At 70.1% G+C, this 12,553-nt stretch carries 11 protein-coding genes; 6 read left to right on the top strand and 5 right to left on the bottom strand.

Annotated elements, in window-relative coordinates:
* Positions 1-28: 28 nt before the first annotated feature.
* On the bottom strand, positions 29-379 hold the full coding sequence (locus ACWD10_RS27860; protein ID WP_451095716.1) for an ArsR/SmtB family transcription factor: 351 nt from the start codon (positions 377-379) through the stop codon (positions 29-31).
* A 136-nt stretch (positions 380-515) separates the two neighbouring features.
* Here ACWD10_RS27860 and ACWD10_RS27855 point away from each other — a divergent pair, with 136 nt between their 5' ends.
* Together ACWD10_RS27855 and ACWD10_RS27850 are read left to right on the top strand one after the other, a co-directional pair.
* The gene (locus ACWD10_RS27855; RefSeq protein ID WP_451095714.1) at positions 516-2,648 is read left to right on the top strand and encodes a heavy metal translocating P-type ATPase; all 2,133 of its coding nucleotides are present in this window, start codon (positions 516-518) and stop codon (positions 2,646-2,648) included.
* A gap of 284 nt (positions 2,649-2,932) precedes the next feature.
* Complete coding sequence (locus ACWD10_RS27850) at positions 2,933-3,772, top strand: prepilin peptidase (protein WP_451095788.1); 840 nt, start codon at positions 2,933-2,935, stop codon at positions 3,770-3,772.
* 173 nt (positions 3,773-3,945) lie between these two features.
* Here ACWD10_RS27850 and mgrA read toward each other — a convergent pair whose 3' ends face one another.
* On the bottom strand, positions 3,946-4,983 hold the full coding sequence (mgrA, locus tag ACWD10_RS27845) for an L-glyceraldehyde 3-phosphate reductase (RefSeq protein WP_451095712.1): 1,038 nt from the start codon (positions 4,981-4,983) through the stop codon (positions 3,946-3,948).
* Between the two features lie 130 nt (positions 4,984-5,113).
* On the opposite strand from mgrA, the gene ACWD10_RS27840 reads away from it, so the two are divergent.
* The 4 genes from ACWD10_RS27840 to ACWD10_RS27825 all read left to right on the top strand — a co-directional run bounded on the left by ACWD10_RS27840 (position 5,114) and on the right by ACWD10_RS27825 (position 10,511).
* Positions 5,114-5,875 carry an isoprenyl transferase gene (locus ACWD10_RS27840; RefSeq protein ID WP_451095710.1) on the top strand — a complete coding sequence of 254 codons (762 nt, stop codon included), beginning with the start codon at positions 5,114-5,116 and terminating at the stop codon, positions 5,873-5,875.
* Positions 5,876-6,342: 467 nt separating this feature from the next.
* The gene (locus ACWD10_RS27835; protein WP_451095708.1) at positions 6,343-7,665 is read left to right on the top strand and encodes a PhoH family protein; all 1,323 of its coding nucleotides are present in this window, start codon (positions 6,343-6,345) and stop codon (positions 7,663-7,665) included.
* A 451-nt stretch (positions 7,666-8,116) separates the two neighbouring features.
* Entirely contained in the window at positions 8,117-8,836 is a 720-nt protein-coding gene (locus ACWD10_RS27830; RefSeq protein WP_451095706.1) for an aggregation-promoting factor C-terminal-like domain-containing protein, read from the top strand.
* Between the two features lie 154 nt (positions 8,837-8,990).
* Complete coding sequence (locus ACWD10_RS27825) at positions 8,991-10,511, top strand: AI-2E family transporter (RefSeq protein ID WP_451095704.1); 1,521 nt, start codon at positions 8,991-8,993, stop codon at positions 10,509-10,511.
* Positions 10,512-10,538: 27 nt separating this feature from the next.
* Here the strand turns inward: ACWD10_RS27825 and ACWD10_RS27820 are convergent, their stop codons facing one another.
* The 3 genes from ACWD10_RS27820 to ACWD10_RS27810 form a co-directional block, all read right to left on the bottom strand.
* Positions 10,539-11,126, bottom strand: a complete 588-nt coding sequence (locus tag ACWD10_RS27820; RefSeq protein ID WP_451095702.1) for a BLIP family beta-lactamase inhibitor — start codon at positions 11,124-11,126, stop codon at positions 10,539-10,541.
* 170 nt (positions 11,127-11,296) lie between these two features.
* Entirely contained in the window at positions 11,297-11,830 is a 534-nt protein-coding gene (locus ACWD10_RS27815) for an alkyl hydroperoxide reductase (RefSeq protein ID WP_451095700.1), read from the bottom strand.
* A gap of 17 nt (positions 11,831-11,847) precedes the next feature.
* On the bottom strand, positions 11,848-12,399 hold the full coding sequence (locus ACWD10_RS27810; RefSeq protein WP_451095698.1) for a peroxiredoxin: 552 nt from the start codon (positions 12,397-12,399) through the stop codon (positions 11,848-11,850).
* Between the last annotated feature and the right edge of the window lie 154 nt (positions 12,400-12,553).

Here is a 12,553-nt window from a genome sequence, read left to right as displayed (position 1 = left end):
CCGCTGATCCCGCGCTGACGACGAGCCCTTACGCCTCGTCCTGCAGTCCAAGGCGCAAGTGCTCCACGTGGAACAGCGCCTGGTCGAGGAGTTCCGCGACGTGGTGGTCGTGGAGCGCGTAGATGATCGAGCGGCCGCGGCGCTCGGTGGCCACCAGGCCCAGGTTGCGCAGCAGTCGTAGCTGGTGTGAGCAGGCGGACTGTTCCAGGTCGGCCGCGCCGGCCAGTTCGCCCACCGTGCAGGGGCCCTCCTGGAGTCGTGCCAGGATCCGCAGCCGCGACGGGGTGGCCAGGGCCTGCAGCGTCGCGGCCACGTCCGCCGCTCCGACGGCGTCGAGGCGCTCGCGCGTGCTGCTCTTCTGGTCGATCCCGTGGCCCATGAAGGAATCGTAAGCCCCGGGGGCTCACCTCGCCCGTATGAATGAAGAGCTGTTCATGTATTCCTGTATGGTGAGGGCCAGCCCGGATACCCAGGCCCGCCCTCAGGCCACCGGTTCTCCGAAGGATCACTTCGTCATGCCTGCTGCCGTCTCCGGCGTCTCCGATGCCCCGGCGGCGCGACCGAGCCACGCCACGGCCCGGTCCGCGCCGCGCGCCCGCACCGCCCGCACCCACCCCCTCGCCCTCCCCGAGGCCCGCTGGGCCGCCGCCGCGACCGCCGCGTTCGTGTGCGCCCTTTCCCTTCAACTCCTCGGCCTCAGCGTGTGGTTGTGGGGTCCGCTGTACGCCGTCGCGTACGTCGCCGGGGGATGGGAGCCGGGCCTCGAAGGGCTCAAGGCGCTGCGCGAGCGCACGCTCGACGTCGATCTCCTGATGGTCGTCGCGGCGCTCGGCGCCGCTGCCATCGGCCAGGTCATGGACGGGGCGCTGCTCATCGTCATCTTCGCCACCTCCGGCGCCCTGGAGGCCCTCGCCACCGCCCGCACCGAGGACTCCGTGCGCGGCCTGCTCGACCTCGCCCCGGCCACCGCCACCCGGCTCGATCCGGACCCGGACCCGGACCCCGACTCGGCGAACGGGGCCGAAGCCTGGACCGAGACCGAAGCCCCCGCCGCCGAACTCGCCGTCGGCGACCAGATCCTGGTCCGCCCCGGCGAGCGCATCGGCGCCGACGGCCGCGTCCTGGACGGCGCCAGCGAGGTCGACCAGGCCACCATCACCGGCGAGCCGCTGCCCGCCACCAAGGCCCCCGGCGACGAGGTCTTCGCGGGCACCGTCAACGGCGCCGCCGGTGCCCTGCGCGTCCGCGTCGAACGCGACCCCTCCGACACCGTCATCGCCCGCATCGTCGCCCTCGTCGAGGAGGCGTCCCGCACCAAGGCGCGCACCCAGCTGTTCATCGAGAAGATCGAGCAGCGCTACGCCTGGGCCATGGTCGCCGCCACCCTCGCCGTCTTCGCCACGCCGCTCGCCCTCGGGGCCGACGACCTCACCGGCTCCCTGCTCCGCGCCATGACGTTCATGATCGTGGCCTCGCCGTGCGCGGTCGTCCTCGCCACCATGCCGCCGCTGCTCTCCGCCATCGCCAACGCCGGGCGCCACGGCGTCCTCATCAAGTCCGCCGTCGTCATGGAACGCCTCGGCCAGATCGACACCGTCGCGTACGACAAGACCGGCACCCTCACCGAGGGCACCCCGAAGGTCACCGGCGTCCGGCCCGAACCCGAACCGGGCTTCTCCGAGGACGAGTTGCTCGCCCTCGCGGCCGCCGCCGAGCTCCGCAGCGAACACCCCATCGGCGCCGCGATCGTCGAGGCCGCCCGCCGTCGCTCGCTCCCGCTCCCCGAGTCGTACGACTTCACCTCCACCCCCGGCCGCGGCGTCGCCGCCACCGTGGCCCCCGGCCGCCGCGTCGAGGTGGGCGCGGAGCGCCGCCTGCTGCCCGCCTCGGAGCAGGCCGAGCAGCAGGCCGAGCGGAGGGCCGAGCACATGGCTGCGCACAAGGCCGAGCGGAAGGCCGAGGCCGACGACGGCGGCGGCACCACCACCGTCCTCGTCCTGGTCGACGGCGCCCCCGCCGGGCGCCTCACCCTCGCCGACCGGCTGCGCCCCGACGCCCCCGAGGCGGTCGCCGAGCTCGCCCGCCTCACCGGCACCCCACCCCTGCTCCTCACCGGAGACGGGCCCGGAGCGGCAGCGGCCGTCGCGGCACAGGCCGGTTTCGGCGACGTACCGGAAGGCGACGTGCCGGAAGGGGACGTACCGGAAACCGTGCAGTCCGGACTCCTGCCGCAGCAAAAGGCCGAGGCCGTACGGGAGTTGGCGGAGGTCGACGGGCGCAAGGTGCTCGTCATCGGTGACGGCGTGAACGACGCGCCCGCGCTCGCCGCCGCGCACATCGGCGTCGCGATGGGCCGGGCGGGCTCCGACCTCGCCCTGGAGACCGCGGACGCGGTCGTCGTACGCGACGAACTCGCCGCCGTGCCGCGCGCCGTGGCCCTCTCCCGGCGCGCCCGCCGCCTGGTGATCCAGAACCTGTGCATCGCGGGCACCTTCATCGCGATCCTGGTCGTCTGGGACCTGGCGGGGCATCTGCCGCTGCCCCTCGGCGTCGCGGGCCACGAGGGCTCCACGGTCCTGGTCGGGCTGAATGGTCTGCGGCTGCTTCGCGAGTCTGCCTGGCGGGGAGCGGGAGCAAAAACCGCGTGAACAGTCGCGTGAACAGCCTTGTTAACGTTGCTAGTTCAACTTTTCAGTCGCACAGGCCGCCCAGTGATCCCTCGCACTTTCACTTCGGAAATAGCGCAGCAAATTTGGACAAGTCGCCCCGGTTGAGTCCGCATCGTTATCGGATGGGCTCGCTCCACATGTAGCCGTCACGTAAGTTCAGACCAAGGGCGATTCGCGTCGGCAAAGCCACGCGGTGCGGCACCGCGTGGTGGAGGGGGCTGCGCGGTGCCGCGAGCCCCCCATAGGGTCACGGCGTGCTCGCCATGTTGACCGCTCTCGCCGCCTGTTACGGGGCACTCGCCGGGCTGCTCGTGCCGCGCGCGGCACACCGCCTCGCCGTCGCCCCGGGCGAGCCCTGGCGCGCCGACTGCCCCGACGGCCACCCGCTCACCGGCCCGGCCCGCGGCTGGCTGGGCGCACCCCGCTGCCCGACCTGCGCGACCACACCGTACGCACTCGACGCAGGGGAGGGGCGACTCGATACAGGGGAGGGCCGACTCGGCGCCGAAGACAGCCAACTCGCCCCCCGCACCCCCCACTTCGGGCCCCGCACCGCCCGCCTCGGCCCCCACCCCGCCTACCCCATCGCCGTCACCGCCCTCGTCTGTGCCGCGCTCGCGGCCGCCACGGGGTACCGGCCCGAGCTCGTCGTCTGGCTGGTGCTCGCGCCCTTCGGGGTGCTGCTCGCCGCCGTCGACCTCGCCGTGCACCGGCTGCCGGACGTGCTGACCCTGCCGCTCGCCGCCGCGGCCGTCGCGCTGCTCGGCGCCGCCGCCCCGTTCCCGGCCGCCGCGGGCTCCTGGCCGGGGGCGCTGCTCGGCGGGCTCGCGCTCGGCGGTGCGTATCTGCTGCTGTTCCTGGCCCGGCCGAGCGCCCTCGGCTTCGGTGACGTCAAGCTCGCGCTCGTTCTCGGGGTAACCCTTGGGTGGTACGGCTCCGGCGCCCTGATCCTGGGCTTCCTCAGCGGCACCGTCTACGCCGCCGGACACGCCCTCGCCCTTGTGCTGCGGGGCCGCGCGGGCCTCAAGACCGCCATGCCGCTCGGGCCCTGCATGCTCGCCGGGGCGGTCACCGGACTGTTGCTGGGCGGTTTCGCAGCGTAGTGGCGGCACGCCGGTGCACACGGCATCGCTTACGAAGGGTTATGGTGGAAACCCCCCCTCGGGCCGGTCCGTATCCCCCCCACGGACCGGCCCGTTTTTTTGCCCCGCTCCGGGACACCGCCAGTGGGCCGGCGGGCTGCTTTCGCTAGCGGGCCAGTTCTTCCGCCGGCGGGCTACTTCCGCCCGGCCCAGATGTTCGTCCCCGGCGTCGACACCGCGAACCGGTCGATCTCCGCCAGCTCCTCGTCCGTGAGCTTCGCGCCCCGGAGCGCCGCCACGTTCTCCTCCAGCTGACGCACGCTGGACGCGCCGATCAGGGCCGAGGTCATCCGCTCGTCCCGGAGCACCCAGCTCAGCGCCAGCTGTGCGAGGCTCTGGCCGCGGCTCTTGGCGATCTCGTTCAGGCCGTTCAGCCTGCGTACGACCTCGTCGCTCAGCAGGTTCGGGTCGAGCGACTTGCCCTGCGTGGCCCGCGAACCCTCCGGGATGCCGTCGAGGTACTTGCCGGTGAGCAGCCCCTGGGCGAGCGGAACGAAAGGGATACAGCCCATGCCCTCGTCCTCGAGGGTGTCGAGCAGCGCGTCGTCCTCGGTCCAGCGGTTGATCATCGAGTACGACGGCTGGTGAATCAGCGGCCGTACGCCCATCTCGCGCAGGAGCCGCGCCGCCTCGCGGGTCTGCTCGCTGGTGTACGAGGAGACACCGGCGTACAACGCCTTGCCCTGCTGCACCGCTGAGGCCAGCGCGCTCATCGTCTCCTCGAGCGGGGTGTCCGGGTCGAAGCGGTGCGAGTAGAAGATGTCGACGTAATCCACGCCCATCCGCTTCAGGGACGCGTCGAGCGACGCCATCAGGTACTTGCGCGAACCCCACTCGCCGTACGGGCCGGGGTGCATCCGGTAGCCCGCCTTGGTCGAGAGGATCAGCTCGTCGCGGTACGGGGCGAAGTCCTGCTTCAGGAGCTTGCCGAAGTTCAGCTCGGCGGAGCCGGGCGGCGGACCGTAGTTGTTCGCCAGGTCGAAGTGCGTGACGCCCAGGTCGAAGGCGCGGCGCAGGATGGCGCGCTGCGCGTCCAGGGACCGGTCGTCGCCGAAGTTGTGCCACAGGCCCAGCGAGATCGCCGGGAGCTTCAGGCCGGAATGGCCGGTGCGGCGGTACTCCATGGAGTCGTAGCGGTCGCCCGCCGCTTGATACAGAGCGTTGTCGTTCATGAGAACGAAGCTACTTCAGTACGCCCCTGCCACCGGGCACCCGTGGGCCGTCCGGGCCCGAGCGACGGTAGGGTGCTGGCCCAGGTCCTGTCGGGCCACATCTGCCATCTGCACGGAGGGGCTGAAGAGAGTGAACCTGCGCGACCTGGTGTACGGGCTCTACGCACGCCGGGTGGAGGGTCGCCTCGACCACACCCAGGTGCCGGGGCACATCGGCGTCATCCTCGACGGCAACCGGCGCTGGGCGAAGGCGTCCGGCGGCACCACGGCCGAGGGGCACCAGGCGGGCGCGGAGAAGATCTCGGAGTTCCTCGGCTGGTGTGCCGAGACGGACGTCGAGGTGGTCACGCTCTGGATGCTGTCCACGGACAACCTCGACCGGCCAGAGGCCGAACTCGTGCCGCTGCTCGGCATCATCGAGGACACCGTGCAGAGGCTCGCCTCCGACGGCCGCTGGCGGGTGCACCACGTCGGCCAGAAGGATCTGCTCCCGGCGCGCACCCAGTCCGTACTCAAGGAGGCCGAGCAGGGCACCGACCGGAACAAGGGGATACTTGTGAACGTCGCCGTGGGTTACGGCGGCCGCCAGGAAATCGCCGACGCCGTACGGTCCCTGCTCCTCGACCACGCCGAGCGCGGCACCTCGCTCGAGGACCTTGCCGAGATCGTCGACATCGATGCCATCTCCGAGCACCTCTACACCCGTGGTCAGCCCGACCCGGACCTCGTCATCCGCACCAGCGGCGAACAGCGGCTCTCGGGCTTCATGCTCTGGCAGAGCGCACACTCCGAGTACTACTTCTGCGAGGTCTTCTGGCCCGCGTTCCGGAAGGTCGACTTCCTGCGCGCGATGCGCGACTACGCTGCGCGGCATCGGCGTTACGGGGCCTGAGGTGGCCGGTTTTCTGCCCCGGCCCCGCCCCTTCCCGTAACTGGGGCCCGCGGCGAAGCCGCTGATGGATGCAGCGCCCCCAGCCCCCCCTTTTCGCGCTGGACCAGGGGTTGGCGCGTAGCGCCTCGGTTGAGGGTGGTGGTGGGAGACGGGTGGGCGCGCTCGTCCTCACACGCCGGACGGGCTGGGTTGTGTTACCCAACGTTCGCTTACGCGTCGTCACATGCCTGGCATGGGCGAACGCGTTCGAGGGCATATCACCTCCAGGTCGACCCCCGCACCAGATGGGGTCGCATCTCAGCGGGCGGCATGGGGTCGTCCGCCCGGGAGGCCCTTTGCACCGGATGGACCGTACTTCGTACGGACTCGCGGAGGGCCGGAGCTCGGCCCGTGCATGGGAGCCGAGCCCGGTCCAGTCCCCCGCGACGCCGTCGCTCCCCGACCTCTCCGAGGGGGTACGTCCTTCCGTGGTGACCAGCACTAAGCGCCGCACGCCCGACAGGCGCACCTATGTTCTAGACACCAGCGTCCTGCTGGCCGACCCGAACGCCCTGCACCGCTTCGACGAGCACGAGGTGGTGCTGCCGATCGTGGTGGTCACGGAGCTCGAGGCCAAACGGCACCACCCCGAGCTGGGCTACTTCGCCCGGCAGGCGCTGCGCCTGCTCGACGACTGCCGGATCAGGTACGGGCGGCTCGACGCCCCCATTCCCCTCGGCGACCTGGGCGGCACGCTGCGCGTCGAGCTCAACCACTCCGACCCCGGCATCCTTCCGGCCGGTTACCGGATGGGGGACAACGACTCGCGGATCCTGGCGGTCGCCCGCAATCTCCAGGCTGAGGGGTACGACGTGACGGTCGTCTCCAAGGACCTGCCGCTGCGGATCAAGGCGTCCTCGGTCGGCCTGCTCGCGGAGGAGTACCGGGCCGAGCTGGCCATCACCGACTCCGGCTGGACCGGAATGTCCGAACTCGCCCTCTCCGGCGAGCAGGTGGACCTGCTCTTCGAGCAGGACTCGATCCACGTTCCGGAGGCCGCGGAGCTACCGGTGCACACCGGGCTCACGCTGCACTCGGAGCGCGGCAAGGCGCTCGGGCGGGTCACGGCCGAGGGCGATGTGCGCCTGGTGCGCGGTGACCGCGACGCGTTCGGCATCAAGGGCCGCAGCGCCGAACAGCGGATCGCGCTCGACCTGCTCCTCGACCACGAGGTCGGCATCGTCTCGATGGGCGGCCGGGCGGGCACCGGCAAGTCGGCGCTCGCGCTCTGCGCCGGTCTGGACGCCGTACTCGAACGCCGCCTGTACCAGAAGGTGATGGTCTTCCGGCCGCTGTACGCGGTGGGCGGCCAGGAGCTCGGCTATCTGCCCGGCACCGAGGCCGAGAAGATGGGCCCCTGGGCGCAGGCGGTCTTCGACACGCTCTCCGCGGTGACCTCGCGTGAGGTGATAGAGGAGGTCACGGCGCGCGGCATGCTGGAGGTGCTGCCGCTCACGCACATCCGCGGACGCTCGCTGCACGACGCGTTCGTGATCGTCGATGAGGCCCAATCCCTGGAGCGGAACGTTCTCTTGACCGTTCTGTCCCGAATCGGGGCGAATTCCCGGGTCGTACTGACGCATGATGTGGCGCAGCGCGACAACCTCAGGGTCGGGCGGTACGACGGCGTGGTGGCGGTCGTGGAGCGCTTGAAGGGGCATCCGCTGTTCGCGCACATCACGCTGACGCGCTCGGAGCGTTCGCGGATCGCGGCCCTCGTGACCGAAATGCTGGAAGAGGGTCGCATCTGATGCGCCTTGGGAAGTCTTAGGTATCTGCCCGGACTGTCCCTTCTATGAGGGGCCGGTCCAACTCTGAGGCGATACGCAGTAGTTGGCGCCGTCCGGTGAGCGGGAGAGCTTAGCCGGGCGGCGCCGAGCTGTACGCGCCTTTCCGTAAAACCCCAGGCACAAACGGGGTGTGAGCTTTCACACGCAACGCAGAATTGCCTTGCCCCATCCCGGTCCGGCAGAGTCGTGGTCCTGTCAGGCCCCGCATGCGGCACTTGCGTACCCCCAGCGGTACGGAACCCCAGAACTTCATAGCGACGCCGCATGCCACCCGCTTCACAAGCGGTCGCTCCCGCAAGGGAGTTGCCGCTCAGGGTCCGAGCCGCCCGTGACCGCGTATCAGGGAGGCCAGCGCAAGGGGCACGATTGCGCCCGGAAGGTCACCGGACGGGCGATGCTGGAAGGAATGCATGTGAGCCGGATTTCGGTCCGGGGATTCGCAGTGGCCTCGGCCACCGCGGTCACCACTGTCGGCGCCGTCGTGGGCGTTGCCTCGGGCAGCACCCAGCCGTCCAATGACATGGAGGCAACGGCCGCGTCCGGCGAGGGAACTCTCCTCGCGGACATCCCCGCGGGTCAGCAGGCGCAGGTTCAGACTGAGTCGCTGGCACAGCAGGCAGACGCGCAGGCCGTCGCCGCAGACGCGGCCGCGCAGAAGTCAGCGGAGGAGTCGGCCCGCAAGCAGGCCGCCGAGGACGCCGTAGCCAAGAAGGAAGCAGCGGAGAAGAAGGCCGCCGCCGAAGCCGAGGCCAAGGCTGCCAAGGAGCGCGAGGAGAAGCTCAAGGCCAGCCGCGCCGAGGCTCGGGCCGACGCGGACTCCTTCGCCCAGCAGAGCTCGTACACGATCGCCGAGACCCAGGCGATCGCGCGCCAGATGGTTCCGGCGGACCAGTTCCAGTGCTTCAGCAACATCGTGGACCACGAGTCCGGCTGGAACTACAAGGCCACCAACCCGTCGTCCGGCGCGTACGGCCTCGTACAGGCGCTGCCCGGCTCCAAGATGGCCTCCGCCGGTGCCGACTGGCAGACCAACCCGGCCACGCAGATCAAGTGGGGCCTGAACTACATGAACGACCGGTACGGCAGCCCCTGCGGCGCCTGGGACTTCTGGCAGGCCAACAGCTGGTACTGAGCCCGAAGTTCCGCTGGCCGGACGCTCAACTCCGCGAAGCCTCTCACCGTCCTTCGGTGGGGGGCTTCGCGCGTGTACGGTCATGCAGACGAAGAACCGGGGCCGGGGGGAATCGGTGTCAGTGGCGGGGACCAAGGGCGGTAAGGGAAGGATCATGTCGAGACTGCCAGGGTGGCTCGAGCGGCTCGGCGAGGGTCTGACCCGACTCGGTGAGCGCCTGGACGAGCGACGCGCGGGGATGGAGAGCGGGGAGCAGGGCCCGGGCGCGGGCATGGGGGCAGGCCAGGAGCGGCCGGACGAGGCGGGGTTGGGCAAGACCCCGCCGCCGGGCGGTGCGCGGCCTGACGAGACACCCGCGGGCGAGACCCCGGCGGGCGAGACTCCCGCAGGCGAGTCCCCCGCGGGCGAGGCCCCGGCAGGCGAGTCCCCGGCGGGAGAGACTCCGGCGGGCGAGGCGCGGCCGGACCGGGGCAAGGCGGCCGAGAAGCCGCATGTGCCGGCGCCGCCCGCCTACGCGCCCGCGGTGGCTCCGAAGCCGGAACCGGTGGCCGCGGTGCCGTGGGGGCTGCGGGTCGCGGCCGAGGCCGGTTGGCGGCTGCTCGTCCTGGCGGGTGCGCTCTGGGTCCTTGCCCAGGCGATCACGTCGATCCAGCTCGTCGTCATGGCGTTCCTGGCCGCTCTCCTGATCACCGCGCTGCTCCAGCCCACGGTGCACCGGCTGCGCCGCGTCGGGCTGCCGCACGGCCTTGCCACGGCGGTCACGTTCATCGCGGGCTTCGTGGTGATGGGCCTGGTCGGCTGGTTCGTGGTGTGGCAGGTGATGGAGAACCTGGACACGCTCTCCACCCGGATCCAGGAGGCCATCGACGAACTCCAGCGGTGGCTCCTGGAGAGCCCGTTCCACGTCACCGAGGACCAGATCAAGGACATCGCGAACAATCTGCGGGAGACCATCGGGACCAACACCGAGGAGATCACCTCGGCGGGGCTCGAAGGCGTCACGGTGATCGTGGAGTTCCTGACCGGCATCCTGCTCGCGATGTTCTCCACGCTGTTCCTGCTCTACGACGGCAAGCGGATCTGGCAGTGGTCCCTCAAGCTCGTCCCGGCGCCGGCCCGGCCGGGCGTCGCGGGGGCGGGGCCGAGGGCGTGGCGGACGCTGACGGCGTACGTACGCGGCACGGTGATCGTGGCCCTCATCGACGCGATCTTCATCGGTATCGGCATCTACTTCCTCGATGTGCCGATGGCGGTGCCGCTGGCCGTCTTCATCTTCCTGTTCGCGTTCATCCCGCTGGTGGGTGCCGTGATCTCCGGGGCGCTCGCGGTGGTCGTGGCGCTGGTGACGCAGGGCATCTTCACGGCCCTGATGGTGCTCGTGGTGGTGCTCGCGGTGCAGCAGATCGAGGGGCATGTGCTCCAGCCGTTCATCCTCGGCCGGGCGGTGCGGGTGCATCCGCTGGCCGTGGTGCTCTCGGTGGCGGCCGGCGGGCTGATGGGCGGGATCGGGGGCGCGGTGGTGGCGGTGCCGCTGGTCGCGGTGGCGAACACGGTGGTCGGTTACTTGCGTGCGTACGCCCACGAAACGGCGATGCGCCGCACTCCGGGCCCACACGGCGCGACGGCGGTGGCGGTGGCCCCCACCACGGAGCCGCCGCCCGCCCCGCCGACCTAGGGCCCGTCTTCCCGATCTTCGCGGGCCCTAGCTGTTGCGCGACGTGTAGGACTTGTCGGTCAGGAGGCCGTCGGTGAAGAAGAACTTGATCGTCGGGTAGGACTCCTCGACCGTGCCGGTGCACCGGATCTCGGTCTTCCAGCCGCCGGAGGACGGGTGGTTCGGGTGCTCGACCCACATGTCGGTGCACGCGGTGCCCTCGGTGGCGGCGTTGATCTCCGCCAGCGTGTCGCCCTTGGCGAACTGGTCGTACTCGGCCTTGGTCATCGTCGCGGGCTTGTCGTGGGTGTACCAGCCGTAGGCGAACGAGTAGTTCTTCTCCTTCCGGTACAGCTGGTCGCTGCCGTTGAAGGTGAAGGTCGCGGTCTGGTCGACCCATTGGTTCCGGGTCCAGCACGTCAGGACGCTCCCGTTGCCGGAGCAGTGGGGATCGGTGCCGATGGTGTCCTCGACCCGCTGCTTGCTCGTGCCTAAGGCGATGGCGTCGTACTTGGCGCTGGTGAGGTAGTTGTCGTCCGGATCGGGCTTGGCCGACGCCGACGCCGAAGTGGTCGTGGCGGCAGAGCCGGCGACAGCGGCGGCGAGTGCGAGGGCGGCGAGGCAGCGTATGCGCATGAGCGTTCTCCCATCAGGAAGGGCGTGGCTCATGAGTGTGCTCCGCGGCGCGGGCCGAGCGCGACAACTTGCGCGAAAAGGCATAACAGCCCCCACCCGGAAGCCGGGTGGGGGCCGCGATGTGCCGCAATCTGCCGCAAAGTGCTGCGATGTGCGTGGTGTCCGCGGAATTACTCCGCGAGGACGGCTTCCGCGTCGAGCGTCGCGCCGACCGCCTGGAGGACCGACGCGATCTTCACGGCCTCCTGGATGGTCTCGCGGTCGACCCCGGCCTTGCGGAGCACCTGCTCGTGCGAGTCCAGGCACATCCCGCAGCCGTTGATCGCCGACACCGCGAGCGACCACAGCTCGAAGTCGACCTTGTCGACCCCGGGGTTGCCGATCACGTTCATCCGCAGACCGGCGCGCATCGTGCCGTACTCCGGGTCGGAGAGCAGGTGCCGCGTGCGGTAGAAGACGTTGTTCATCGCCATGATGGCGGCGGCCGACTTCGCGGCCTGGAACGCCTCCGGCGACAGGTTCGCCTTCGCCTCGGGCTCCAGCTCGCGCAGCACCTTCGGGGAGCGGGACGCGATCGCGCAGGCGAGCACGGTGCCCCACAGCTGCTGCTTCGGAAGGTCGGAGTTGCCGATGACCGAGCCGAGGTTCAGCTTCAGGTCCTTGGCGTAGTCCGGGACGGCGGACTTCAGTTCAGCGAGTGCCATATCGGTTCAGTCCCCGCTCACTCGCCGGAGAGGAGCGCGACCGGGTCGAGGGTGTCCTCGCCCTTGGACCAGTTGCACGGGCAGAGCTCGTCGGTCTGGAGGGCGTCGAGGACCCGCAGGACCTCCTTGGGGTTACGGCCGACGGAACCGGCGGTCACCATGGAGAACTGGATCTCGTTGTTCTGGTCCACGATGAACACGGCACGCTGCGCGAAGCCGTCCTCGCCCTCGACACCGCAGTCCCGCATCAGCTCGTGCTTGGAGTCGGCGAGCATCGGGAAGGGCAGGTCGCGCAGGTCGTCGTGGTCCTTGCGCCAGGCGTGGTGGACGAACTCGGAGTCGCCGGAGACGCCGAGGATCTGCGCGTCACGGTCGGCGAACTCGTCGTTCAGCTTGCCGAAGGCGGCGATCTCGGTGGGGCAGACGAAAGTAAAGTCCTTCGGCCAAAAGAAGATGACCTTCCAACCCTCATACGTCTTGTGGTTGATCTGCTCGAACTCCTTGCCCTTCTCCAGCGAGACGCAGGCCGTCAGATCGAACGTGGGGAACTGATCACCAACAGTGAGCACTTACTCTCCTTGTGCGTCGTAAGTCCCTTTTGAGGACTTACGTGAGGGGTTGAACGGTGTAAACCGTGCCACGGAGTGGATTGATCAGGGAAATAAGCAGGGCTTGGCGATCTGATCGCCGATAACTATCAGTCGCGACTGAGGGGATCGACTC

The organism is Streptomyces sp. NPDC002851 (genome assembly GCF_053591935.1).
This window is presented reverse-complemented; position numbering and strand designations above follow the sequence as displayed.